Source organism: Bradyrhizobium ganzhouense (assembly GCF_049949285.1).
GTDB classification, from domain to species: Bacteria; Pseudomonadota; Alphaproteobacteria; order Rhizobiales; family Xanthobacteraceae; genus Bradyrhizobium; species Bradyrhizobium ganzhouense.
In genome coordinates, this window is record NZ_CP181318.1 from 6212409 (window position 1) to 6237816 (window position 25408).

A 25408-nucleotide genomic window follows, 5' to 3' on the forward strand; every position below is an offset into this window, starting at 1 on the left:
CACAACGAATGACGAATGAAAACGGAGGCCTCACGGCCTCCGTTCTTGTTTGGATGTCGAAGGCTCAAGTCCCGCCGGGCTGCCCGAACGCCAGCCGCTCGGCGAGGACGGCGGCCTGGGTGCGTGAGCCGACGCCGAGCTTGCGCAGGATGGTCGAGACATGCCCCTTCACAGTCTGCTCGGCGATGTCGAGCTCGCCCGCGATCTGCTTGTTGAGCTTGCCCTCGACGATCATCGCGAGAATGCGCAGCTGCTGCGCCGACAGCGAGGCCATGCGCCCGGCGAGCTCGATGTCGGCGCTCTGGATCGAACCACGCCCGCCGATGTTGGGCGGCATCCAGATCTCGCCGGCGAGGATGCGCGTGATGGCATCCGCCATCTCGGGCAGGCCGAGCGATTTGGGGATGTAGCCCGATGCGCCATAGGCGATGGCGCGGCGGATCGTGGCCGCATCCTGCCGCGCCGAGATGATCGCGACCGGCACCGTCGGGAATTGCGCCGACAGGATAAAAAGCGCGGCAAAGTCCTGGATGCCCGGCATCGTCAGGTCCCACAGAATGAGATCGATGTCGTCGGACTGGACCGACAGCACACCGATCGCCTCGTCGAGCGATTGGCAGGCGATGATGTCGAGATCGGGCAGCACGCTCGACAGCGCGCTGCGCAATGCGGCCTGCACCAGCGGATGATCGTCGCCGATAAGGATGCGCATGGTCAGGACGTCTCCTGCTTCGCCGCGATCTGCCGACTCAAGGCCTCGCCGCCGAGGAAGCGCCGCAGCGCCGCCGGTTTGACCGGCTTCGACAGGATCTCGCAGCCGCGCGCCCTCGCCTCCTTGCGCACCGCCTCGCTGCGATCGGCAGTGAGGACCAGCGCGCGGACATCGTGCCCAGACTTCTGCCTGAGATCGTCGAGAAAGTCCAAGCCGCTGCGGCCGCCATCGAGATGATAGTCGAGCAGCACCACGTCCGGCGGATTGACTGTGGCGGCAGCCATCGCGGTGGCCGCATCCGTCGCAGTCAGCACGCGATGCCCCCAGCCGCCGAGCAGCGCCGTCAGGCCATCGAGAATGGCCGCTTCGTTGTCGAGGCACAGGATCGTCATGGCCCGCTCGGCCGCTGCCGGTGCCGTATCCGCCGGCTTGCGCTGAAGCGACGTTCCCGCTCCACGCGCCAGCGGCACCGTGACGGCAAAGCACGAACCATGGCCGAGCCGCGACTGGACATCGACGGCATGGCCGAGCAGGCGAGAGACGCGATCGACGATCGCCAGCCCAAGGCCCAACCCCTTCTCCGATCCGGGCGCCAGACGCTGAAACTCCTCGAAGATCCTCTTCTGGTCCTCCGCCGCGATCCCGATTCCGGTATCCCAGACTTCGATGCGCAGATCGCCGCCGCGCCGGCGGCAGCCGAGCAGGATGCGGCCCCTGGGCGTATAGCGAAGCGCATTCGACAGCAGGTTCTGCAAGATCCGTCGCAGCAGATGCGGATCGCTACGCACCGCGAGCCCGCAATCGACGACGCGCAGCGCCAGCCCGCGTTCGTGCCCCATCGCCGAGAACTCGACGTTCAACTGCACGAAAAGATCGGCGATCGGAAATTCGAACGGCTCGGCACGAACGGCGCCGGCATCATAGGAGGAAATGTCGAGCAGCCGGTCGAGCACATGCTCGGTCGAGCGCAGCGCCGTGATCGCGCTGCTCGCCAGGGTCTGTTCCTTGCCGGCATCGCCCGACTGCGGCGCGGCATGCAGACTCTCGTCGAGCGCGGACAGGAACAGGCGCGCAGCGTTCAGCGGTTGCAGCAGATCATGGCTGGCGGCGGCCAGGAAACGGGTCTTGCCGAGATTGGCCTGCTCGGCCTCTGCCTTGGCCTGCTCGAGCGCCTCGGTCCGCTCGCGGACCCGCAGCTCGAGGTCCTCGTTGGCGCGCCGCAAGGCTTCAGCGGCGCGGTGGCGCTCGGTCACGTCGGTGTAGGTCGAGACGTAGCCGCCCTCCGCGGTGCGATCGTAGACGATCTCGAGCACCGTCCCGTCCGGCCGCTTGCGCTCGTATAGATAGGGCCAGCGCTGCGTGGCGACGTCGCGATTGACCAGGAGCGCTGCGAATTCGGAAGCCGCATATTCGCCGCGCGCGACATTGAAGGCGATCAGGTCGGCCAGCGGGAGGCCGACACGCACGAAATCCGGCGGCAGATCCAACAGCGCGATGAAACGCCCGTTCCATGCGGTGATGTCGAAGTCGGCGTCGAACGCGCAGATCCCCTGCGGCACGCTCTCGAGCGTGCTCTGCAACAGGCTTCGGTTGAATCGCAAGGCCTCCGAGGCCTCGTCCAGCATCGCCATCGCTTCCCGCCGCGACAGCGAATGCCCCTCCAGCGAGGCCGCGATCACCACGCGCGCCGATGCCGCGCCGATCGCACCGGCCAGCAGGTTCTCGGTGAAGCGGATCGAGTCGAGATCGACCAGCCCCGACGGGTCGAGGCGCGGCCCGGCGCCCGACATGCGGGCCGCGAGATAACCGTCGAAGGCGGCCGCGCCGCGTTCGGCGCCAACGAAACGCAGCGTCAGGGCACGCAGATCGTCGAGACGGATCACCACGCGCGAGGACAGCTTCGGGACCATCTCGCGGACGACACCATCGGCATAGGCCGCGGCCTGGTTGCGCTCGACCGTCGATTGCCGTCCAAGCGCCGAGAACAGCAGGAAGCAGACGAGGTTGGCGCCGAGACTCCAGAGCGTGGCATGCGAGATCGGATCGACCCCTTCGAGGCCGAACAGCGCATTGGGCCGGAGCCAGGCGAGCCGCCACGGGCCGAGGCGAACGATCTCCTCGATCGCGGGCCAGATCGGCGCTGCGGATGGCAGCAACAGCGTATAGGCCCACACGAAAAATCCGGCTGCGATCCCGATTGACGCGCCGGTCTTGTTCGCGCGTGGCCAGTACAGGCCGCCGATGAAGGCCGGACCGAATTGCGCGACTGCGACGAACGAGAGAAGTCCGATCACGGTCAACGGATAGGCCTGGTTGACCAGGCGATGCATCAGGTAGGCGAGCAGCAGGATGCCGAGGATCGACAGCCGGCGCACCGCCACCAGTACCGAGGTCACCGGCCGGCTCTGCGCGCGCAGGCCGAAGAAGCGCGAGCGCAGCAACAGCGGCATGATGACGTCGTTGCACAGCATGGTGCTCAGTGCGACGGACGTCATGATCACCATGCCGGTGGCGGCCGACAGCCCGCCCAGAAAGGCGATCAGGCTGATGGTGCTGGCGTTCGCCGCAATCGGCAGCGAGATGGCATAGGTGTCGGGATCGATCATCGCGCCGAATCTGGCGAGCCCTGCCGCGGCAATCGGCAGGATCAGCAGGCTGAACAGCGCCAGATAGCCCGGATAGAGCCAGGCCGCGGTACGCGTGTGGCTGGGCGCCTCGTTCTCGACGACGGCGACATGAAATGCCTGCGGCAGGCACAGGAAGGCGATCGCCGAGATGATGATCGTCGCAGGCCAGACCGGCTGCGTCGGGTCGAAGGCCAGAATCCCCGCCAATTGCGGATCCGATTGAAACTGCGACAGCAGCACGGCCGGCCCGCCGGACAGGCCGAACAGCACGAACAGCGCGACAATCAGGAATGCGACCAGCTTGACGACGCTCTCGAAGGCGATCGCAAGCATCAAGCCGCGATGATGCTCGCTGGCGTGGACATGCCGGACGCCGAACACGATCGCGAACAGCGCCATCGACGCGGCAACGCCGAACGCGGAGTCCTGCCAGAACCGGAGCGCTTCACCCCCTGCCCGCTCCGGCTGGAGGATCAGATAGTCGAAACTCTTGCCGACGGCCTTGAGCTGAAGCGCGATGTAGGGAAGCACGCCGAGCAGCGATGCGAGCGTCATAAAAGCGGCCAGCGCCTGGCTCTTGCCGTAGCGGGCCGCAATGAAGTCGGCAATGGACGTGACGTTCTGGGCCTTGGCGATCGCTATCACCTTGGACAGAAGCGGCTGGCCGAACAGCAGCACCAGCGTCGGGCCGACATAGATGGTGGCAAAATCCAACCCGCTGGTGGCGGCACGACCGACCGATCCGTAGAAGCTCCAGGAGGTATTGTAGACCGCGAGCGTCAGGCAGTAGCTGATCGCGGCGGCCCAGGATTTGGGCGAAACCAGCGGCCCGTCCACGCTCCGCCGATCGCCCCACCAGGCCACCAGGAACAGCGTGGTCACATAGCCGGCTGCGACCGCAAGAACGAACCACGCCTGCAAGACATCCTCACTCGAGAGCGTCTGATCGGCCCGCTTCTGGCGGGTCGGACGCGGGCGGATACTAGAGCGTTTTCAATCGTGTGGAAGGCTATTTCAACCCCGGGGAAAGACCGGCGGCAGGATAACCCGCCGCCGGTCGGAATTGACTTCAGGCCGCCTCGCGAGACAGGGGCGCCTGCGGCAGGCGCTTGAGCACGAGGTTGACGGCCACCGCGACCACGATGTTGAGGGCGAGCGCGAGCAGCCCGGTATAGATCGCGACCGGGCCTGCGCCGAGGTCGATGCCGTGCAGCGGCTTCAGCCCGTCCGACCACGCGAGCCAGGATCCGCCAGCAAGGCCGACGGCCCAGCCGGCCAGCAGCGCCGTGCTCGAGAACCAGTTCAGATAGAGACCGAACACCAGCGCCGGCAGCGTCTGAAGAATCCAGAGGCCGCCGAGCAGTTGCAGATCGAGCGCGAACTGCGTCGGCATCAGCAGGATCGCGAGCAACGCGCCCACCTTCACCAGCATGGAGGTGATCTTGGCGACCTTCGCCTCACCCGCCGGCGTCACCTGCGGATCGACCCACACCTTCCAGAAATTGCGGGTGAACAAATTGGCCGCGCCGATGCTCATGACCGCCGCCGGAACGAGCGCACCGATCGCGATGGCGGCGAAGGCAAAGCCCGCGAACCAGCTCGGAAACAACGTCCTGAACAGCGCGGGCACGACGTCGTTGTTGCTGGCGAGCTTCAGCCCCGCCGCGTGGCCCATGTACCCCAGCAGCGCAAGCAGGCCGAGCAGCAGCGTGTAGGCCGGAAGCAGCATCGCATTCTTGCGAATGGTGTTGGCGCCGGAGGAGGCGAAGATGCCGGTCAGCGTGTGCGGGTACATGAAGGCCGCGAGCGCCGAGCCCAGCGCCAGCGAGGCATAGGGCACGATCTGCGCCGGCGACAGCAGGATGCCGCCCGAGCCTTTCGCGGTGAACGCCGCATCCGCTGCGGCGAAGATCGCGCCGTAGCCGCCGAGCTTCGAGGGCACGATCGCGATCGCAGCAATCACCACGATGTAGATCATGATGTCCTTGACGAAGGCGATCAGCGCCGGAGCGCGCAGGCCCGACGAATAGGTGTAGAGCGCCAGCACGAGGAAGGCGAGAACCAGCGGCACCTCGCCGGTCAGTCCCAGTGCCTTGATCGCCACCTCCATGCCGATGAGCTGGAGCGCGATGTAGGGCATCGTCGCAAGCACGCCCGTCGCGGCAACGGCAAGCTCGAGCCCGCGCGAGCCGTAGGCACCGCGAACCACGTCGCCTGCGGTGACGTAGCCACGCTCCTTGGCGACCTTCCACAACACCGGCATCACCGCGAACACGAAGGGATAGACGATGATGGTGTAGGGCAGCGCGAAGAAGCCGTAGGCGCCGACCGCATAGACCAGCGCCGGAACGGCGATCACGGTATAGGCGGTGTAGAAATCGCCGCCGACCAGGAACCAGGTGATCCAGGTTCCGAACTTGCGGCCACCGAGGCCCCACTCGTCGAGATGGGCGAGCGTCTCGGGCTTGCGCCAGCGCGCGGCGACGAAGCCCATGCCGGTGACGAGGACGAACAGTGCGAGGAAAACGGCGAACGCCGCGCTATCGACATTAGTCAGCACGACGCACGCTCCTGTAGACGATGTAGGTGAGGAGCGAGGTCAGCGGCACCCAGGCGAGCTGGTACCAGTAGAAGAACGGGAAGCCGAACAGAACCGGTTCCCGGACGTTGTAGAACGGCACGATCATCAGCCCGATGAACGGCAACAGCAGCAACAGACGTATCACGCGCTCTCCTTCCCTGTGAGTGAAACGACGCGCTCTGCTTGAAGCGCGACTTGAGCGCGATATAGCCGACAACAGCCACGAGCCCCGCCCCCTACCTTGGCTCGGCCAGACCCCCATACTTTCGTATCGCGGCTGGGGTGAAGTGAAGATCGCGAACGGCGAGTGGCGAATGAAAAACGGGGCCGCACGGGCTCCGTTTGTTTTGGGCGTCATTGCGTTTCCACAAGCACCGTCATTGCGAGGAGCTCTTGCGACGAAGCAATCCAGGCTGTCACCGCGGAGACAGTCTGGATTGCTTCGCTTCGCTCGCAATGACGAAGGAGAGAGAGAGAGAGAGAGAGAGAGAGAAAAGGCCTAGACGCGGCTTACTGCCGCTTGCGCTCGTTCGCGGGCGCGGGCTTCGGCGGCTCGGCCGGCGGCGGAGCGGCGGCCGGCGCGCTGTTGCTGGCGCCGAACAATACGCGGGTCGGGTTGCGGTCAAAGTTGTTCACCGCGCGGCTGATGTCGCCGAGCGTACGGCGGCCGTCGGTCATCAGTGCACCGGAGCGCTTGTCGAAGTCCTCGGCGAGCTCGCGGATCGATTTGACAGTCAGGAACAGCTCGCCACCATCCTTGCCGCCGGCCAGCGTGTTGAGGCCGAGCATGAGGTTGTCGGCCTTGAGCATCACGCCGTCGACCTTGGCCATCACGCCGTCGATCTTCTCGGAGTTGCGCGCGAGCGAATTGGTGAAGGTCTCGAGGTTCTTCAGCGAGTTCTTCACCGACTCCTGGTTGTCGGCGACGATCTTGTTGATGTTCTGCAGCGTGCCGCGGATCGCCTCGGTGACGTCCTGGAGCTTGTTGGGATCGGCCGTCAGCGTCGGGATGCCATCCTCGTCGAGCGGCGGCGGCGGAGCCGCCTCCTCCCCGCCCTTGAGCGAGATCGCGGCAACGCCGGTCAAGCCTTGGAATTCGAGGCCCACCAGGGTGTCCTTGCGAAGCGGCGTGTTGTTCTCGATCATGGCGAGTGCGACAACCCGCCGCGGGTTATCGAGCTTCACCGAGACCACTTCGCCTACCCGGATACCGTTGAAATTGACGCTTCCGCCGTTGCGCAGGCCCGCGGCCGGGCCCTCGAACACGACGCGGAACGGGCTGCGCTGCTTGGTGGTGTGCAGCGACTGGAACCACAGCACGAAGCCGATCGCAGCCGCGAGCACCGCCAGCGTGAAGGATCCGATCAGTACGTAGTTCGCCCGCGTTTCCATCAGCTGCTCCGGCTCAAGTCACGACCGCGCGGGCGCGCTTGCCATGGAAATATTGCCTCAGCCAGGGATGCTGCGAGGCCTGCATGTCGGCGATCGACCCTGCCGCAATGATCTTACCGTTCCCTAAAACGGCGATCCGATCGCAGGCTGTGTAAAGGCTGTCGAGGTCGTGGGTTACCATGAAAACGGTCAGCCCCAAAGTCCGCTGCAGCGTCCTGACCAGATCGTCGAAGTCGCCGGCACCGATCGGATCGAGGCCGGAGGTCGGCTCGTCCAGGAAGACGAGGTCCGGATCGAGCGACAGCGCGCGGGCCAGCGCGACGCGCTTGATCATGCCGCCGGACAGTTCCGAGGGAAAGCGCTCCGCCACTTCCGGCTTGAGGCCCACCATGGCGAGCTTGGCCATGGTGATCTCGTCCATCAGACGCTGCGAGACGCGCAGATATTCGCGCATCGGAAACTGGATGTTCTGTCGCACCGTGAGCGAGGAGAACAGCGCGCCCTGCTGGAACAGCACGCCCCAGCGCCGCTCGACGTTACGGCGCTGCGAATTGCTCGAGGAATCCAGATCGACGCCGAACACCTCGATGGAGCCCGCGACCTTCGGCACCAGGCCGATGATGGTGCGCGTCAGCACCGACTTGCCCGCACCGGAGGGACCGACAAATCCCAAAATCTCGCCGCGCTTGACGTCGAGGTTGAGGCCGTCGAGCACCCGCGTCGCGCCGAACTGCACGGTAATGTCGCGGACGCGGATGATGGGGTCTTGAATCTCGCCTGCCATCGTCACATTCCGATCGAGGCGAAGAAGATGGCGAACACGCCGTCCATCACGATGACGAAGAAGATGCCCTTCACCACCGACGCGGTCGTGTGCTGTCCGAGCGATTCCGCGCTGCCCTGCACCGCGAGGCCCTCGACGCAGGCGACGATGCCGATCACGGCGGCCATGACGGGTGCCTTGACCATGCCGACGATGAAATGGTCGATCGAGATGGCGTCGCGCAGGCGCAGCAGAAACGCCTCGGGATCGACGCCGCCATAGAGCCAGGCGACGAGACCACCGCCATAGAGCGCGGCCATGGCGCCGAGGAAAGCGAGGATCGGCAGCGCCAGCACCAGCGCCAGCATGCGCGGCAGCACCAGCACCTCGATCGGGTCGAAGCCCATGGTGCGCAGCGCGTCGATCTCCTCGCGCATCTTCATCGAGCCAAGCTCGGCGGTGTAGGCGCTGCCGGAGCGGCCCGCGACCATGATCGCGACCAGCAACACGCCGATCTCGCGCAACACCAGCACGCCGAGCATATCGACGACGAAGATGTCGGCGCCGAAGCGGCGGAAATGGAAAATGCCCTGCTGGGCGATGATGCAGCCGATCAGGAAGGTGATCAGCACGATGATCGGCACCGCGCGCCAGCAGACCTGCTCCAGGTGATGCACGGTCGAGGTCAGGCGGAACGAGCGTGGGTGGATCAGCGTGCGCGCGCTCGCCGCAAGCACAGCACCGAGCATGTCGATCAGGCCAGCAACCGTCCCGGCGACACCGGCCACCGCACGGCCGATCTGCTCCAGCATGCCGGTGATGGTGATCCTGCTGCTATCGATGACGGGGGTCGCTCGGACCCGGCGGACCTCGTCGACGAGGCTCGAATAATTGGCCGACAGGCCCGCGATCTGCGCCTCGACGGCGCCCTGGGTCAGGCTGCGGCGCAGCCGTTCGATCAGCCATGCACCAAAGGTGTCGAGCTTGGCGACCTCGGAGACATCGATGAAGATGCTTTGGGGGCTGCCGGCGAGCTTCTCGGCGTCGGCCACCATCCGCTCCAGCACCGGCGCGAAGCTCGCAGTCCAGGTTCCGGTGGCGCAGAGGGCCAGCGCGTTGCCTTTGGCTATCCGTTCCAGCTTCGGATCGCCGCTCAAGATGTCCGCTCCCGTGCCGGGGCGGAGGAAATCAGATAGTTGCGCACGCGCCCTTACCCAGAAAAGGTATCCCCAACTGGTTAATGTTAGTTGCTAGAGGTAACTAGCAGGTTCAGATTTCGCCAGAGTTCAAAATGACTTCCAGCAAAGTTCCTGCCCTTGCCGCGCGAATCGAGCGGTTTCCCATCGCCGGCAGTTTCACGATCAGCCGGGGCGCCAAGACGGAAGCCGTGACCGTTGTGGCCGAAGTGAGCCAAAACGGCCTGATCGGCCGCGGCGAATGCGTGCCCTATCCCCGCTATGGCGAGACGCCCGAGGCGACGCTGGCCGCGATCCAGGCCATGCAGACAGCCGTGGCAGCCGGACTGACGCGGCAGGCCCTCCAGGCCGCCATGCCGCCGGGAGCGGCCCGCAACGCGCTGGATTGCGCCCTGATCGACCTCGAGGCCAAGGCCGCGGGCCTGCGGGCCTGGAACCTGCTCGGCCGCCCGGAGCCGGGCGAGCGCACCACGGCCTACACAATCTCGCTGGGCACGCCTGAGGCCATGGCCGCGGCAACGGCGAAAGCGGCGCACCGGCCGCTGCTCAAGATCAAGCTCGGCGGCGACGGCGACCCGGAACGGATCGCGGCCGTACGCAAGGCTGCCCCCGAGTCCGAGCTGATCGTGGACGCCAACGAATCCTGGACCGAGGCCAATCTGGAACAAAACCTCGCCGCCTGCGACGCCGTCGGCGTAACCTTGGTCGAGCAGCCGCTGCCGGCCGGCAAGGACGACGCGCTGGCGCGGATCAAGCGGCCACTCGCGGTCTGCGCCGACGAGAGCGTGCATGATCGTGGCTCGCTGGCGCCCTTGCGCGCGCGCTACGACGCCGTGAACATCAAGCTCGACAAGACCGGCGGTCTCATCGAGGCGCTTGCCATGGCCGATGCCGCGCAGGCGCTCGGCTTCGAGATCATGATCGGCTGCATGGTCGCGACCTCGCTGTCGATGGCGCCTGCCATGCTGGTGACTCCGCAGGCGCGTTTTGTCGATCTCGACGGCCCCTTGTTGCTGGCACGCGATCGCGATCATGGACTGCGTTACGACGACAGCCTGGTCTATCCGCCGGACGCTTCGCTGTGGGGCTGAGCCATGAGCCGATGCCGCGCCAACCAGATCAAAATCGCGCCGGCCGCCGCCATCGCGGCCATGACGTAATAGAGGCTGTCGCCGATGCGGGCATAGATCGCGCCTGAGGCGATCGAGCTTGTCGCGCCCAACAATCCGCTGCACGCGGCATAGTAACCCTGCCCCCGCGCAATCTGATCCGACGGCACGCGCTGCACTAGCAAATTCATGGTGCCGACAATGGTGATGCCGAAAGTGAGGCCGTGGCTGAGCTGCGCGATCGCGAGCAGCGCCAGCGACGGCTCCTGCGCCGTGACGATCCAGCGCAGCACCGCGCTGACGCCGCCGATCGCCATCAGCGATGACGGATGCAGCGAGAAGCGCGGCGACAGGGCGAAGACGACGATCTCGGCGATCACGCCCAGCGTCCAGAGACCTGCGATCGTGAACCCACCGAACCCATGGGCCTGCCAGCTGATCGCCGAAAATGAGTAATAGGCGGCGTGACTGCCCTGGATCAGCGCGGCCGAAATGATGACCAGCCAGAAGCTGGCATCGCGCAGCAGGGCATTGCTGGCGTGCTGTTCCGCGGTCCTTCGCCTGACATCGTCGAGCGGCTGCAGCAACAGGCCTGCGATGGCCGCAACCAGAGCCCATGCGACGATGACCCAGATCAGCTCGCGCGTGTCGATGCTGTCCACGAGGTAGCCGCAGGCGAGTGCGCCGGCAGCGAAGGCTGCAGAGCCCCACAGCCGGACTGGCCCATAGTCGAAGCCGTAGCGAATGACGCCGCGCAACGCGTACGCATCCGTCAGCGGGACGACCGGCGTCCACATGATGCAGGTCAGCGCATAGATCAGGAGGAGTGCCAGCGGCTGGTGCTGTAAGCCGACCAGCGCAAATCCCACTGCGGTGGCAAATACCGAAACCATCATGCCGGCACGAATCGCATGGCGCTTTTCGGCAAAGGCGGTTGCGTAGGGCAGCGTGGTGAAGCGCGTGATCCCCGGCAGCGCGTTGATGATCCCGATCCAGGCCGCATCGACGCCGATCGCCTTGAGCCAGACCGGGAAGAACGGCAGATGCGTGCCCGTCACCGCGAACACCGCCGAGTAGAACAGCGCGAGACGCACGGCGAATCGCCGCTTGACCGATGCTGGTGTGGGGATTTGTGATTCGCCTGCCATCAAACCAATTGCGATTCGGTCGATATCGTGATGATCGTTACAGTAACGCGCGGTGATTTGCGCGACGAGATTGTCATGGCCAACGAAGCATTCGCCCTCTCGCCCATGTCGGCCCGCGCGGCCGAGCCGAACGAGCAGGATTACGACGCGATCCGCGAAGCCTTCATGGAGACCGCGCGCGGCCGCTGGTTCCTTGGCGAATACGCCAAGCGCAACCGCAATGCCGACACAAGCATGGTGCTCGACGCGGTCGCCAAAATCGAAGAAACCCTTGCGGCACAGCGACAACCCGTCGTCGAGGACCGCCTTCCCGAAGCACTGGTCGCGATCCGCCGCGCGGTCGAGGACGCAGAAAGCGCCGCCGGCAAGGCGTTCGATCCGGCCGTGATCGAGGCGAGCCTCGCACCGATCCCGCGCGGCGTGCGCATCATCAAGGAGATCTCCTGGCGCTGGCGCGAGATCGGCGCCGACGGGCGAATCTGCGACCTGATTGATTCGCAGCTCGCCTCGATCGAGGCGGCCTGCGCCCAGGTGTCGACCATCGACCCGCGCGGCGACCTCAAGGCTGCCTTCGATCTGCTCAAGGATCGGGTCGAGCAGACCGATGTCGACGGCGTCGGAGAACCGCGGGCCGCGGTGCGGCCGGCGCCTGCGCAAGCCACACCGCCGGTGGCGGAGGCGCCAGTTGCCGAAGCGCCCGCCGCGATGGCGAGCGAAGCACCCGTGGCTTTCACGGAGACGCCGCAGGACATCGCGCCCGAGATCGCCGAAAGCCACGCCGCCGTCGAAGAGAGTTTCGCTGCGGTCGAGGACAGCCTCGCCGATCCCGCTTCCGTCGCCGAGATCACCGACGAGTTCTCGCTCGATGCCGCCGCGGAGGCCGAGGACGACGCCGTGCTCGCGCGGATCGCGATGGAGATGGCCGCGCCCGATCCGGAGTTCGACGAGATCGTCGAGCCCATGAAGATGGAAGCGGCTATTCCCGAGCCGATGCCGGAGCCGGTGGTCGCGGAGGTCGCAGAACCGGTCGTCATGGAGGCGCCAATCGCGCCGCATGTCGAGGAGCTGGTTGTCGAAGCCCCGATCGCGATGGAATCGCTCGCGCGCCTCACCGATGCCATCGCGGAAGCCGCCGCCGAAGTGATGGAGCAACCGGCCCCCGCCTTAGCGGCTGTGGCGAATTTCGGCGCAGCACCGCCCGCATCGCTTCCGATGCCGTCACCCCTGTCCGAACCCTCGCTCGGCGCCACCATTCTGGCCAGCGGCATCGTGCAAAAACCCCGCACTGCGGCCAACGACGCGCTCGCCCCGATCCGCCGCATGACCCAGGCCGAGAAGATCGCGTTCTTTTCGTAACGGCGGCCCCTCTTGTGTCCCGGACGCGCTGCAGCGTGCAACGCTGCTGCGCAGAGCCGGGACCCACGCCACGCGGATTGCTCGCGGAGACATGGGCCTCGGCTCTGCAGCGGACCACTCTGCCTATTGACCGCGCCGCGGGTTCGCTAGACCTTGTATCACTATGAATGAAAATGACCTGCTCGCGCGCTTTGGCCTCACCCCGGGTGCTGCCGATCTTCCGGAAATCCGTCGGTTGATCCAAACTGCGATCGCCGACAGCAAGCGGGAAAGCAATGAGCCATTGAAGCTCTTGTGCATACAGCTGTTCTCGGCCGGCATCCCGAGTGACGCTCTCCTGATCCATCAGGCCAAGATGTCGTCTTTCGATGCGTCATGCTACATCGACATTCAGCTCGTCTGCGGGGCTGGCCTTGAGGCGACCAAGGCATTTCTGCGATCAAATGATGCTCCGGACGCGCAAGCACTTCTTATTGCGTTAGAGGACAGCAAGTACGCCGCAGATTTTGCGGGCTTTACACCGCAGCGGCAGCTGGATTCCTATCGACACTATTACCGGCCCTCCCACTGACCCTCCGCATGTCCACTGTCGAAGACACCCTCACCCTGTGGCGCCCCGTTGGCCCGAAAGAGCTTGAGCTGATCCGGCAGTCCGGCATGCGCGCGTTTCCGCCGCGGCTGCCAGACCAGCCGATCTTCTATCCGGTGCTGACCGAGGACTACGCCATCAAGATCGCACGCGACTGGAATGTCCCGGCGAGCGGCTCGGGCTTTGTGACGCGCTTTGAGGTCAGGCGCGACTTCGTCGAGAAGTACGACGTGCAGGAAGCCGGCGGCCGGTCGCATCTGGAGTACTGGATTCCGGCCGAAGATCTCGATGCGTTCAATGCTGCGATCGTCGGACCAATCGAGATTGTCCGCGGCTTCCCCTAGTGGCCCGCGTGCCGCATCATTGTGACGTTCACACGTCGTCCCAATGACGTGCGACGAAAAGTGCGTGGGGAAATTTGTGCGGAGTCCAGCCTCGGCAAACGTCTAGGTCACGAGGGCAAGCGGTCACGCGTTCTGCGACCGCAGCGAGCCGAGGCCTGCCTCCGATGAAGTTTTCTCTTCCGATCTCCATCGCCGTTGCCGGCATCGCATGCGTCGCCGCAGGCACGGGCGCGCTGGCTGCCGACCTGCCTACAGATCCTCCCCTGCGCGGTGCGCCGGTCTATAGCTGGCAGGGTGCCTATGTCGGCCTCGTGGGCGGCGGCGCCTTTGGACGCAGCAAGCATACCGATCATCTGACCGGGCTCGATGATACGCCGCGGTTCAACGTCAACGGCGGCATCTTCGGCGGCACGGCCGGTTACAACTGGCAGCTCGCGAGCTGGGTGTTCGGCGTCGAAAGCGATCTGTCGTGGGCCGGCCAGAAAGGCAGCTCGCTCGACAGCGGCCCCGCCGGCAATCCGGACTTTTCAAGCTTCACGAAAGTGCAATGGCTCGGCACCGTTCGCGGGCGCGTGGGATACACGCCCGGAAACGTGCTGCTCTATGCAACGGCGGGCTATGCCGGTGCAGGCATTGAGGCCGGCCTGAAGTCGACAGCAACCGGTGCCGTGGAAGACAGCACCTCGTCGTGGCGATCCGGATGGACCGTGGGTGCAGGTGCCGAATGGGCGTTTGCGCCGGCATGGTCGGCGAAGATCGAATATCTCTATGTGAAACTGAACGACGGCGGCTTCGCCACACCCACTCTCGGTGCGGCCTTCGATCGCAGTCACGTCGCACTCGACGATAACATCGTGCGCATCGGCGTGAACTACTATTTCAGCGGCCTGCCAATACGACACTATTGAGACGCTCGCACGACGCGCGGCCTATTGTCCGATAGCGTTAAGTTTAGACTCATCCGCACGCTGATTTCTGCTATAGATCGCCGCCAACAGGCGACAGCACGGCAGCAACGATCGCGCCGATTGCACACAAGCCGATTGCATACACAGGGACTTTAGCGCGATGTCGAACAACACGACGCCGTCGAGCGCTGCCACGCGCCGTGCGATCCTATCGAGAAGCCTTGGTGCGGCCGCAGCAGGCGTTGCCGCGAGCGCGATGACGACACGCTCTGCGATGGCCGACGGCAGGCGCGCCACAGCCAATTTTGTTGGCGGCGGTGGCGCCAGCTCCGGCAATTGCTTCCTCAAGGGCACGCGGATTTCAACGGCAAACGGTGAGCGCAGGATCGAGGATCTGGTCGTCGGCGATCTGCTGCCGACGATGTTCGGTGGCCTCCGCGCGATCCAGTGGATCGGCCGGTTCAGCCGCACCAGGAGCGATTCCACCAAACCCTGGACCAGGAGCGCTCGGCCGGTCCGCATCGCCCGTTCGGCGCTCGCGCCCAACGTGCCGCACACCGATCTCTACGTGACCCAGGGTCACGCCGTGCTCGTCGACGGCCTCCTCGTCCCCGCAGGCAACCTCGTCAACGGCACGACGATTTCGCTCGACGCTGCGGATGCGCACGACGTGCTCGAATTCTTCCACGTCAAGCTCGCGACCCACGACGTGATCTTCGCCGAAGGCGCGCCTTGCGAGACGCTGCTCAAGGTCGACGAGACCATGAGCAATTTCGCGGAGTATCTCCGCCAACACGGCGAGCAGGATGCGCAGGAGGCCCACTGCGCGCCCATCATCGGCCATGGCCGCCGCAGCGCGATGATGACGCGCGCCCGGCGGCTGGTTTCGCCGTGGCTCGGCCCGCAGAAGGTCGACGTCATCGGCGCCCGCCTGGGGTCGCGCACCACGGGTATCATCTGAGCTTTCCCAGGTTCCTGCGTGATTTGGATCACGCAAGGTGCGACAGTGATCGCAATCACGGACCAGGGCTCGAACGCGACCTAGCTTCCTCGCAACCAATCTCGCATCGAGATGAGCCCGAGGGAGCACGCCATGTTCCGCCTGAAAACCACCCTGATGACCGCCGGTCTGCTGGGAAGCCTGTTCGGCTTCGCTTGCGGCCCCGTTTCCGCACAAGTCGCCCCTGTCGAGCCGGCCGCGCCTGCCGCGCTGCAAGGCCCGGAGCAGCGGGTGGCGCTGGTGATCGGCAATTCGAACTACCAGAACGCGCCGCAGCTCGCCAATCCCGACAATGACGCGCAGTCGATGGCGCAATTCCTCAATACGGCCGGCTTCGAGGTGATCTCGGCGACCGACCTCGGCCAGAACGACATGCTGCGCGTAGTGCAGGATTTCTCCGCAAAGGTGTCCGCGCGCGGCCCGAACACGGTGGCGATGGTCTATTACGCCGGTCACGGCGTGCAGCTCGCCGGCGAGAACTATCTCGTGCCCGTCGACGCAAAGGTCACGAACCAGACCGAGCTCGTCAACGATTCGGTTCGTCTCGTCGATGTGATGTCGACGCTGGAGACGATCCCGAGCCGGATGCGCATCGTCATCCTCGATGCCTGCCGCAACAATCCGTTCCCTGATGTCAACGACGCCGGCCGGGGCCTTGCCATCGTCGATGCGCCGAACGGCTCCATCGTCGGCTATTCGACCGCGCCGGGCGCCGAAGCGCTCGACGGCAGTGGCGGCCACAGCCCCTACACGCAGGCCTTCCTGAATGTGGCGCGCGAGCCCAACGTGCCGATCGAGCAGCTGTTCAAGCGCGTGCGTCTCCAGGTGAACCAGACCACCAGCGGCGCGCAGATTCCGTGGGAGAGCTCCTCGCTCACCTCCGACTTCACCTTCTTCGGCGACACGGCGGTTGCCGCCAACCGGGCGCCGGTGAATGCACCGGTGGTGCAGATGGCCTCGAACCTGCCGAGCCGTTCGACGCGCCAAGCCTACGACTACGTCGTGTCCGAGGGCCGGCCGGAGTACTATCAGGAATTCATCCAGATGTATCCGCACGACCCGCTGTGCGATCACATCCGCTGGCTGCTGTCGAACCTGCTGCTCTCGCAGGCCTGGCACCAGGCGGTGCTCACGAACTCGCCGATCGGCTACCAGGCCTTCTATAACAATTACGGCAACAGCCCTTACGCGCAGATGGCGCTGAAGCTCGAGACGCAGCCGAAGCCGATCCCGCTGATGCAGGCGACGAAGTTCCTCGCTCCGCAGAACATCGCCCCGACGCTCAAGATCGGCAATCTCGGTCAGCCCAAATACATGCCGCTGATCCAGCAGGGCAATGGCGGCGCGCAGATGAACGCCAACCTGCCGGTCGTGCAGAAGCCGGTCGACAGCAACGTCGTCGGCAAGCTCGGCAATGGCGGCCAGATCGTCAACCTGCCGGCCGGCAATTCGCAGAACGGCACGCCGTCGCAGACCCAAACCCAGACTCCTGGCAAGATCGTCACCCTGCCTGCGCCGATCCATACGACGACGAACAACAACGGCATCGGCAAGATCACGACACTGCCGGTGACCACCACCAATCAGAACACCGGCAACAACAATGCCGGCACTGCCAACGGCAACCCCGGCAAGGTCGTGAGCATGCCCGTGACGATCGGCAAGGGCGGCTCGACCATCGACGTCAAGACCACCGACGTGAAGACGACGAATGTTCAGACGCAGAACCAGCCGATCCGCGTCAACAGCGGCGTCGTGAAGCTCAACAACAACCCCGTGAACCAGGTGCAGGTCCAAAACTACCGACCGCAGTTCAATGCGATGGGTAGTGGCGGCGGCAACAACTTTCGTCAGTCGATGAACCAGACAAACATGAGCTTCGGCGGCAACAACCACCGTGGCGGCTTCATGCACTGATCCCACCAACCGCACACGACAAAGGGCAGAGCGGCGACGCTCTGCCCCTTCATCATGTTAGAAGTTCAAAAACTCAAGCCACCAGCTCGGCAAACAGATCCGCATCGACGTTGCCGCCGGAGAGCACGATGACCACGTTCTTGCCGGCAACGTCGAGGCGCCCCGCAAGCAACGCGGCAAGGCCCACAGCACCGCCGGGCTCGACCACAAGCTTCAGCTCGCGATAGGCAAAGGCGACGGCCGCGCCGACTTCCTTGTCCGACGCGGTCACGCCGCGCGCCAAAAGCTTGCTGTTGATCGCAAAGGTCATCTCACCGGGAATCAGCGCCATCAGCGCATCGCAGATGGTGCGGCCCGCCGGCGCGTGCGGCTCGCGATGGCCGGCGGTGAGCGACAGGCCATGATCGTCGAACGCCTCGGGCTCGGCCACCACGATCTCGGCTTGCGGATAGCGCGCCTTCACGGCGGTCGCGACGCCCGCGATCAGGCCGCCGCCGGAGGCCGGCGCCACCACGATGTCGGGTGAGAGGCCGAGCGTTGCCATGTCCTCTGCGATCTCGCGGCCGGCGGTGCCCTGGCCCGCGATCACGAAGGGATCGTCATAGGGCCTGACAAGCGTCGCACCGCGCTTTTCCGCGATGCCGCGCGAGATCGCCTCGCGATCGTCGCGGTCGCGATCGTAGAGCACGACCTCGGCGCCATAGGATTTGGTGCGCTCGCGCTTCGACAGCGGCGCATCCGCCGGCATCACGATGGTCGCCTGCATGTCGAGGATTTTTGCCGCCGCCGCCACGCCCTGGGCGTGGTTGCCGGAGGAGAACGCGACGACGCCGCCGGCGCGCTTGTCCTGCGGGATCGAGAACACCTTGTTGAAGGCGCCGCGGAACTTGAAGGAGCCGGTGCGCTGGAGCATCTCCGGCTTCAGGAACACTTTTGCGCCGACGCGCTCGTTGAGCACGGGAAAGGACAACAGCGGGGTGCGGACGGCGAAGGGCGCGAGCACGCGCGCTGCGGCGTCGATATCGGCGGGGCCGATCGGAAGGGGCTGTTCGGTCATGTCAGATGTTATCGCGACGGATGCGGCGCGGGCAAGACACCTCCGCGCGAGGATTTTACCCTTCAGGCGACGAAGCGCGGCTGTTCCGCCCCATTCCGGCCGGGCAGCACCGCGCCGACCGCCCGAATGCTGTCCACAAAAGCCCGCGCCGAGGCTTCCCAGGTGTAGTTGGCAGCGAATTCGACGCAGGCCTGTCTGGAGACATCGAGCGCGGCGAAGCAGGCATTGCGCAAATCATGATCCAGCGCACCCACCGGCGCATCGCCGATGACGTCGCGGGGCCCCTTCACCGGGAAGGCCGCGACCGGCAGGCCGCTCGCAAGCGCCTCGAGCAAGACCAGGCCGAACGTGTCGGTCTTGCTCGGGAACACGAAGACATCGGCCGCGGCATAGATATCGGCCAGTTCCTCGCCGTGCTTTTCGCCTAAGAAAATCGCGTCGGGATAGGCCTCCTCCAGCGCGTCGCGTGCCGGTCCGTCGCCGACAATCACCTTGGTGCCGGGCAGATCGAGATCAAGGAACGCCTCGAGATTCTTCTCCACCGCGACGCGGCCGACCGAGAGGAACACCGGGGCCGGCAGGCAGAGGTCGATGGCGCGAGGATGGAACAAATGGGTGTCGACGCCGCGCGGCCACAGCACGACATTGTCGAAACCGCGCTCACTGAGCTCACGGGCCAGCGCAGGCGTTGCCGCCATCACGGCCCGGCTCGGGCCATGGAATCGGCGCAGCGCCCGCCAGATCAGGGATTCCGGAACCGGCATCCGGGCGCGGACGTATTCGGGAAAGCGGGTGTGGAAGCTGGTCGTGAACGGCAGCTTGCGCTGCCGGCAATAGCGGCGAACCATCAGGCCGATCGGCCCTTCCGTCGCGATGTGGATACTGTCGGGCCGCGCTTCCTCGATCAGCTTTGCGATCCGCGCCGGCCGCGGCATGGCGAGCCGCACGTCCCGATAGCTCGGCATCGCAAAGGTGCGGAACGATTGCGGCGTCAGGAATGTAAACTCGACACCGAGAGTCTCGGCAGCGTCAGCGAGCTTGGTCAGCGTCCGAACCACACCATTGACTTGCGGGTGCCAGGCGTCGGTCGCGACCAGGATGCGCATCAAGCGGCCTCTGTTATGCAGCTCTGGCTGCCACCTGCGGTACGGCTGCAGGCTTTTGCGCGTGGTCCGCCCAGGTGATGATCTCGAAGCGGCCGTCGTCGTGCTCGACCAGCGCAGTGCAGCTCTCGACCCAGTCGCCGCAATTCATGTAGCGGATGCCGTTCTCGTCGCGGATCACGGCATAGTGGATGTGGCCGCAGATCACGCCGTCGGCGTCATGGCGCCGTGCTTCGGCCGAGAGCGCCTGCTCGAACGCGCCGATATAGTTGACGGCGTTCTTGACCTTCTGCTTGGCCCATTGCGACAGCGACCAATAGGGCACCTTGAACATGCGCCGGAAGAAGTTGACGAAGCGGTTCATCTGGATCGCGAAGTCGTAGGCCTTGTCGCCGAGATGGGCGAGCCAGCGCGCGTTCTGCACCACGAGGTCGAAGATGTCGCCGTGGATGACGAGATAACGCTTGCCGTCCACGCCGGTGTGGACGGTGTTCTCGACGACGTCGATACCGCCGAAATGCGTGCCGTAATAGTTGCGCAGGAACTCGTCGTGATTGCCGGGCACATAGATGATCTTGGCGCCCTTGCGCGCCTTGCGCAGCAGCTTCTGCACCAGATCGTTATGCGATTGCGGCCAGTGCCAGCTCGATTTCAGCGCCCAGCCATCGACGATGTCGCCGACGAGATAGATGGTGTCGGCATCGTGGTAGCGCAGGAAGTCCAGCAAAAGGTCGGCTTGCGAGCCGCGGGCTCCGAGATGAACGTCGGAGATGAACAAGGTGCGAAAGCGCCTTTCAGGGCTCTCGTCACTCACATCGTAACTTCCCATGCGACAGCCTGTAACAATGTCCCGTGACAGGGGGATGACCAATTGAACCTTTGAGGCACCTCAGATACGAATCAAACCTCGCCTCGCCCTCCCCGCGAATATCAGTCGCATGCGACAATCAGGCGACATGAGGCGGCATTGGGTCCCCGCAAAAGTCCGGGCCGGAGCGCGGTGCAGACCGGAGAGAACGCGCCCCGTGAGCAGGCGAGCTATTTTCCGGAAACGACGATCGCCCGAACAATGAATGCGATGCGTTCACTCCGCGCGCCTAGCCTAATTCGGCCCGAACGTTCGAGTTCAACGAGCCCATGCAGGGCCGCCCAAAAGGTCTCGGTCGCGACATCCACATCGACGCAAAACGGCGTCACCACTGCCGCGAGGGCTTCGAAACCCGCCCGGAGTTCCGGTCTGGTCTCGGCTTCGGCGAAGCGCAGATCCGTCGGAAGAGTGAACATGGCCTCATAGAGCGCAGGATTACGGAGTGCAAAGGCGAGGTAGGCCGTCGCGACATTCTTGACGGCGTTTCGCCCGGTCGACCCATTTGCCGCTTGCCGAAGAGCCACGGTGATTTCCCGGAAACCCTCGAGGGCGACTGCGGCAACGATCGCATCCCTGTTTTCGAAATGTGAATAGAGGACCGGCTGACTGTGTTCGATCTCGTCGGCAAGCCGGCGGATCGTAACGGAGTTCCATCCGTCGCGCTCCGCGATCACGCGGGCTGCCGCGACGATGCGGCGTTCACGTTCGGCTCGTTGCCTGTCTTTCCGCTCGGCGATGCCCAACCTTCGATCTCCCAGGCCAAGATGGTCGATACTTATTATCGACGCTTGACGATCTAGCAATGCTAGAATATATAAACTAGCAACGCTAGATTATCTTGGATCGATATAATGAATCTCATGCATTGGCTTCCGCTTGGAACAGCACTGCTGCTGGCTTTTGGGATCATCGCGATCGGCACCCAATATGTCGTGAGCCCGAGGACCGCGACACGCAGTTTCGGCCTGCCACTCCCTGAAGACGGCGCCAACACCGACTGGTGGCTCCGCCTCAAGGGCGTTCGCGACATCGCGGCCGGATTCACCGTACTGGCATTCGTGGCATGGGGTGTCCCCCGCGGGGTCGGCATCGTCCTGTTTGTCGAAGCCATCATCCCGATCGGCGACATGCTGGTCGTGCTTGGCGGCAAAGGCTCTACAAAAAGCGCTCTCGGCATCCACGGCCTCACGGCGGCAATTATGGTTCTGGCAGCCATCCCCATGATGATGGAAGGGCTCTGAGATGGCCCATATTGTTTCGGTTTGTCTGCTCGCCGCCGGACTCTTTGGCGCAGGCCTCTATAACGCCATCGGCACGTCCGCGACGCAAAGCAGCTTCGTTCGATGGGGTTACCCGCGCTGGTGGGGCCGCCTTACCGGCGGGCTGGAGATGGCAAGCGCTTCTGATTGCGCTCCCTGCCAGTCGCGTTGCTGGTCTGGCGCTAGGCGCGGCAATCATTTTGGCTGCGGTTTTGACCGTCCTGCGCCACCGGGAATTTTCGCACCTTGTACCGCTTGGCGTGTTTGCCACCTTGATGGCTCTCGCAGGAACCTTGTCTTGAGGGCCGATATTGCCGGCCCGCGTTCCGCAGCCGGCGTCAGTAAAACTTGTGGAAATGGTGGATCGGCCCGTGACCGTGGCCGACGCTGAAGCGGTCGGCAGCTTCGATCGCCGCGCTGATCCAGGCCTTGGCGTTGCGCACGGCTGTCTCGAGATCCTCGCCTTTGGCGAGGCCCGCTGCAACCGCCGAGGACAAAGAGCAGCCGGTGCCATGGGTGTTGCGCGTGGCGACGCGCGGCGCGGCAAGCGCGATCGCTTTGTCGGCGCTGACGAGATAGTCGATGCTCTGACTGCCCTCGCCGTGCCCGCCCTTGATCAGGACCGCGCGGCAGCCGAGTTCGAGCAGACGACGCCCCTGGCTTTCGATCTCGGCCTCGCTTCGCGCGACCGGCTGGTCTAGCAGTGCGGCCGCCTCCGGCAGATTTGGCGTGATCACCGACGCCAGCCGCATCAGCTTGGTGCGCAACGCTTCGACAGCTTCCGCCGCCAGCAGGCGATCGCCCGAGGTTGCGACCATCACGGGATCGAGCACGATATGGCTAGGCTTCCAGCGCGCCAGCGCCGAGGCGATCGCATCGATGCTCTCGGCTTGCGCCACCATGCCGATCTTGACCGCGCCGACATCGAGATCGGAGAACACCGCATCGATCTGCGCGGTGACGAACCCGGCCGGCACCGCGTGAATACCGGTGACGCCTTTGGTGTTCTGCGCCGTCAGCGCCGTGATCGCGGACGCGCCGTAGACGCCGAGCGCGGCAAAGGTCTTCAGGTCGGCCTGAATGCCGGCGCCACCGCTTGAATCCGAGCCGGCGATGGTGAGCGCCACCGGCGTGGTCATCGCAGGATACGCTTGCTTGAAAGGGACATGGCCATAGCCTGTCCTAGCGTGCCGGCGGAGCCCCAGCAAGCCGGCGAATCAGGCGGTCGCGTTGCCGCACGACATTGTCGCCCCGCAACCGTGCACACGCAGCGAAAATATGCCTGGGCATCACCCCGCCTTGGCGAGCCCATCCAAATCAGTGAAACGTTGATCGATTCGCTGCGATACCATGTTGCGGGCCGCCCCTGGCCTGTAACCCTCTCGGGACTGTATCATGTGGGCCTACTTCGAACGCATCCTCGACTCCTCGATGTTCTCACCGCACGGCATCTGCCTGCTGTGGGAGCCTGAGCTGATCTGGCTCCACGTCGTCTCCGACGCTTGCATCGCGGCGGCGTATTTCTCGATCCCGTTCGCGCTCGCGATCCTCGTCACCAAACGGCGCGACCTCCAATTCGGCTGGGTCTTTTGGGCGTTCGCGATCTTCATCATGGCCTGCGGCCTGACGCACGTGCTGTCGATCTACACGCTCTGGGTTCCAATCTACGGCATCGAGGGCCTGGTCAAGGCAGCGACCGCGATCGCGTCGATCTTCACCGCAGCCGCGCTCTGGCCGCTGCTGCCAAAAATTCTGACGATTCCCTCCCCGTTCGAGCTGCAGAAGGTTCAGGCCGCGCTCGAAGAGGAGGAGATCAAGAGCCGGGACGCGACGCTGTTGCTGCGGCAGGTCGGAGAGGCCCAGCGTGCGATGCGCGAAAGCGTAACGCGTCTCACCGCCATCGTCGAAACCGCGGTCGACGGCGTCATCCTGTTCGACGCGCAAGCCCGCATTCTGCTGTTCAACCCCGCCTGCGAACGGTTGTTCGGCTATCGCGCCGACGAGGTCATGAATCTGGACATCGGCATGCTGATGTCCGAGGAGAGGCCCTCATCCGCCCGTCATGCGCAGCGTTTCGCAACCGGGGAAGCCGCCGGCCTGCGCAAGGACGGATCGACCTTCCCGATGAACCTTTCGGTAGGCCAGGCGTGGCAGGACGGCGAGCTGATCTACGTTGGCATCATCCACGATCTGACCAGACGCAAGCTGACCGAGCAGCAGCTCCAGCAGGCGCAGAAGATGGAGACGGTCGGCCAGCTCTCCGGCGGCATCGCCCACGACTTCAACAATCTCCTCACCGTCATCATCGGCAATGCCGAGCATCTGAGCGAGCAGCTCAAGGCGCGGCCCGACCTGCGACAATTTGCCGACGACATCTGCGAGTCCGGCGAACGCGGCGCGGAGCTGACGCGGCGACTGCTGGCATTCAGCCGCCGCCAATTGCTCCAGCCAACGGCGATCGATTGCCGCGAGTTGCTGGAGTCCATGCTCAAGCTGCTCAAGCGCACCTTGCGCGAAAACATCGAGATCAAGACGGCGTTCGGTCCTGGCACCATCCAGGCCTTTGCCGACCGCGCCCAGCTCGAATCCGCCGTGCTGAACCTTGCGCTCAACGCGCAGGACGCGATGCCAACAGGCGGACATCTGACGCTGAGCACCGAGCTCGCTGCAATCGACGAGGACTATCGCGCCCTGCACCCGGAAGTGGCATCCGGCGCCTACGCGCTGATTGCCGTCACCGACGACGGCGAAGGCATGACGCCCGAGGTGATCGAGCACGCCTTCGAGCCGTTCTTCACCACCAAGGAGGTCGGCAAGGGTTCAGGGCTCGGACTGAGCATGGTCTATGGCTTCGCCAAACAATCCGACGGCCATGTCTCGATCTATAGCGAACAGGGCCTGGGGACGACGATCCGGATCTACCTGCCGTGCGCAGGCGGCGGACAATCGCCGACCGACGTTCTGGACAGCGAAGACACTGCGCCGCGCGGCCACGAGACCATCCTGATCGCCGAGGACGATCCGTTCGTGCGCTCCTCGGTCATCCTCCGGGTCGAGGCGCTTGGCTATCGCGTCGTGGCCGCTGTCAACGGCCGGGAGGCCCTGCAGCGGCTGCGCGCTGATCCCGGCATCGACATGCTGTTCACCGATATCGTCATGCCCGGCGGGATGAGCGGCTGGGAGCTCGCCGACCATGCCCGGCGGATTCGGCCGGGCCTGCCGGTGCTGTTCACCTCCGGCTATGCGCTGGAGACCCTGGTCGAGCAGGGCCGCGCGCAGGCGGAGGCAGTGGTCCTGACCAAGCCCTATCGCAAGGCCGAGCTCGCCCAGCGGCTCAGGGACGCATTCACCGCGGCGACAATGAATTCGTAGGCGGGTTTGATATCCCGCCGCGAAACACGACCTCATCCTGAGGGCCCGCTGCAGGCGGGCGTCTCGAAGGATGGCCGCGGGCGGCTTGTCCCCGCAGACAGCAAGTT

General features: G+C 64.9%; 22 protein-coding genes and 1 pseudogene. 10 read left to right on the forward strand and 13 right to left on the reverse strand.

The annotated features are described in order from the left end of the window. Positions 1-64: 64 nt before the first annotated feature. From ACLFLU_RS28740 to ACLFLU_RS28770, 7 genes are all read right to left on the reverse strand, one after another. Positions 65-718 (reverse strand): LuxR C-terminal-related transcriptional regulator, encoded by a 654-nt coding sequence (locus ACLFLU_RS28740; protein WP_426414096.1) that lies wholly within the window; start codon positions 716-718, stop codon positions 65-67. After that, a complete protein-coding gene (locus tag ACLFLU_RS28745; protein WP_426408117.1) occupies positions 715-4260 on the reverse strand; it encodes a hybrid sensor histidine kinase/response regulator in 3546 nt (1181 codons plus the stop codon). The genes ACLFLU_RS28740 and ACLFLU_RS28745 overlap by 4 nt, the downstream gene beginning before the upstream one ends. A 148-nt stretch (positions 4261-4408) precedes the next feature. After that, positions 4409-5899, reverse strand: coding sequence for a monocarboxylate uptake permease MctP (gene mctP, locus ACLFLU_RS28750; RefSeq protein WP_426408118.1), 1491 nt, complete (start codon positions 5897-5899; stop codon positions 4409-4411). Further along, positions 5889-6065, reverse strand: coding sequence for a DUF3311 domain-containing protein (locus ACLFLU_RS28755; RefSeq protein WP_426408119.1), 177 nt, complete (start codon positions 6063-6065; stop codon positions 5889-5891). The genes mctP and ACLFLU_RS28755 overlap by 11 nt, the downstream gene beginning before the upstream one ends. 365 nt (positions 6066-6430) lie before the next feature. Beyond that, entirely contained in the window at positions 6431-7312 is an 882-nt protein-coding gene (locus ACLFLU_RS28760; RefSeq protein WP_426408120.1) for an MlaD family protein, read from the reverse strand. 13 nt (positions 7313-7325) lie between these two features. Beyond that, the gene (locus ACLFLU_RS28765; RefSeq protein ID WP_426408121.1) at positions 7326-8096 is read right to left on the reverse strand and encodes an ABC transporter ATP-binding protein; all 771 of its coding nucleotides are present in this window, start codon (positions 8094-8096) and stop codon (positions 7326-7328) included. Between the two features lie 2 nt (positions 8097-8098). Continuing rightward, positions 8099-9232: an MlaE family ABC transporter permease gene (locus ACLFLU_RS28770; protein ID WP_426408122.1), complete on the reverse strand. Its 1134-nt coding sequence runs from the start codon at positions 9230-9232 to the stop codon at positions 8099-8101. 134 nt (positions 9233-9366) lie between these two features. Between ACLFLU_RS28770 and dgcA the strand changes: the two genes are divergently transcribed. Continuing rightward, complete coding sequence (dgcA, locus tag ACLFLU_RS28775; protein ID WP_426408123.1) at positions 9367-10362, forward strand: N-acetyl-D-Glu racemase DgcA; 996 nt, start codon at positions 9367-9369, stop codon at positions 10360-10362. On the opposite strand, the gene ACLFLU_RS28780 is transcribed toward dgcA, so the two are convergent. Continuing rightward, positions 10332-11528, reverse strand: coding sequence for an MFS transporter (locus ACLFLU_RS28780; RefSeq protein ID WP_426408124.1), 1197 nt, complete (start codon positions 11526-11528; stop codon positions 10332-10334). The two genes, dgcA and ACLFLU_RS28780, sit on opposite strands and share 31 nt — an antisense overlap. Before the next feature lie 75 nt (positions 11529-11603). On the opposite strand from ACLFLU_RS28780, the gene ACLFLU_RS28785 reads away from it, so the two are divergent. The 6 genes from ACLFLU_RS28785 to ACLFLU_RS28810 all read left to right on the forward strand — a co-directional run bounded on the left by ACLFLU_RS28785 (position 11604) and on the right by ACLFLU_RS28810 (position 17642). After that, entirely contained in the window at positions 11604-12884 is a 1281-nt protein-coding gene (locus ACLFLU_RS28785) for a hypothetical protein (protein WP_426408125.1), read from the forward strand. Between the two features lie 163 nt (positions 12885-13047). Beyond that, positions 13048-13455, forward strand: a complete 408-nt coding sequence (locus tag ACLFLU_RS28790) for a hypothetical protein (protein WP_426408126.1) — start codon at positions 13048-13050, stop codon at positions 13453-13455. 8 nt (positions 13456-13463) lie between these two features. After that, on the forward strand, positions 13464-13817 hold the full coding sequence (locus tag ACLFLU_RS28795; protein ID WP_426408127.1) for an ADP-ribosylation/crystallin J1: 354 nt from the start codon (positions 13464-13466) through the stop codon (positions 13815-13817). Positions 13818-13981: 164 nt separating this feature from the next. Next, complete coding sequence (locus ACLFLU_RS28800) at positions 13982-14725, forward strand: outer membrane protein (RefSeq protein ID WP_426408128.1); 744 nt, start codon at positions 13982-13984, stop codon at positions 14723-14725. Between the two features lie 160 nt (positions 14726-14885). Further along, positions 14886-15686: a Hint domain-containing protein gene (locus ACLFLU_RS28805; protein WP_426408129.1), complete on the forward strand. Its 801-nt coding sequence runs from the start codon at positions 14886-14888 to the stop codon at positions 15684-15686. Positions 15687-15818: 132 nt separating this feature from the next. Next, positions 15819-17642 carry a caspase family protein gene (locus tag ACLFLU_RS28810; RefSeq protein WP_426408130.1) on the forward strand — a complete coding sequence of 608 codons (1824 nt, stop codon included), beginning with the start codon at positions 15819-15821 and terminating at the stop codon, positions 17640-17642. Between the two features lie 73 nt (positions 17643-17715). Here the strand turns inward: ACLFLU_RS28810 and ACLFLU_RS28815 are convergent, their stop codons facing one another. The 4 genes from ACLFLU_RS28815 to ACLFLU_RS28830 all read right to left on the reverse strand — a co-directional run bounded on the left by ACLFLU_RS28815 (position 17716) and on the right by ACLFLU_RS28830 (position 21413). Beyond that, positions 17716-18699, reverse strand: a complete 984-nt coding sequence (locus tag ACLFLU_RS28815) for a threonine/serine dehydratase (protein WP_334524687.1) — start codon at positions 18697-18699, stop codon at positions 17716-17718. Positions 18700-18761: 62 nt separating this feature from the next. Further along, positions 18762-19805 carry a glycosyltransferase family 4 protein gene (locus tag ACLFLU_RS28820; RefSeq protein ID WP_426408131.1) on the reverse strand — a complete coding sequence of 348 codons (1044 nt, stop codon included), beginning with the start codon at positions 19803-19805 and terminating at the stop codon, positions 18762-18764. A 13-nt stretch (positions 19806-19818) separates the two neighbouring features. Next, positions 19819-20631, reverse strand: coding sequence for a UDP-2,3-diacylglucosamine diphosphatase (locus tag ACLFLU_RS28825; RefSeq protein ID WP_426408132.1), 813 nt, complete (start codon positions 20629-20631; stop codon positions 19819-19821). Positions 20632-20840: 209 nt separating this feature from the next. Further along, complete coding sequence (locus ACLFLU_RS28830) at positions 20841-21413, reverse strand: TetR/AcrR family transcriptional regulator (protein WP_426408133.1); 573 nt, start codon at positions 21411-21413, stop codon at positions 20841-20843. Between the two features lie 117 nt (positions 21414-21530). Here ACLFLU_RS28830 and ACLFLU_RS28835 point away from each other — a divergent pair, with 117 nt between their 5' ends. Further along, a complete protein-coding gene (locus tag ACLFLU_RS28835) occupies positions 21531-21911 on the forward strand; it encodes a DUF4267 domain-containing protein (protein ID WP_426414097.1) in 381 nt (126 codons plus the stop codon). A 1-nt stretch (position 21912) separates the two neighbouring features. Next, a pseudogene (locus ACLFLU_RS28840) lies at positions 21913-22231 on the forward strand (DoxX family protein). Between the two features lie 36 nt (positions 22232-22267). On the opposite strand, the gene thiD reads toward ACLFLU_RS28840, so the two are convergent. After that, positions 22268-23068: a bifunctional hydroxymethylpyrimidine kinase/phosphomethylpyrimidine kinase gene (gene thiD, locus ACLFLU_RS28845; RefSeq protein WP_426408134.1), complete on the reverse strand. Its 801-nt coding sequence runs from the start codon at positions 23066-23068 to the stop codon at positions 22268-22270. 256 nt (positions 23069-23324) lie between these two features. Between thiD and ACLFLU_RS28850 the strand changes: the two genes are divergently transcribed. Next, entirely contained in the window at positions 23325-25301 is a 1977-nt protein-coding gene (locus ACLFLU_RS28850) for a PAS domain S-box protein (protein WP_426408135.1), read from the forward strand. Positions 25302-25408: the final 107 nt, after the last annotated feature.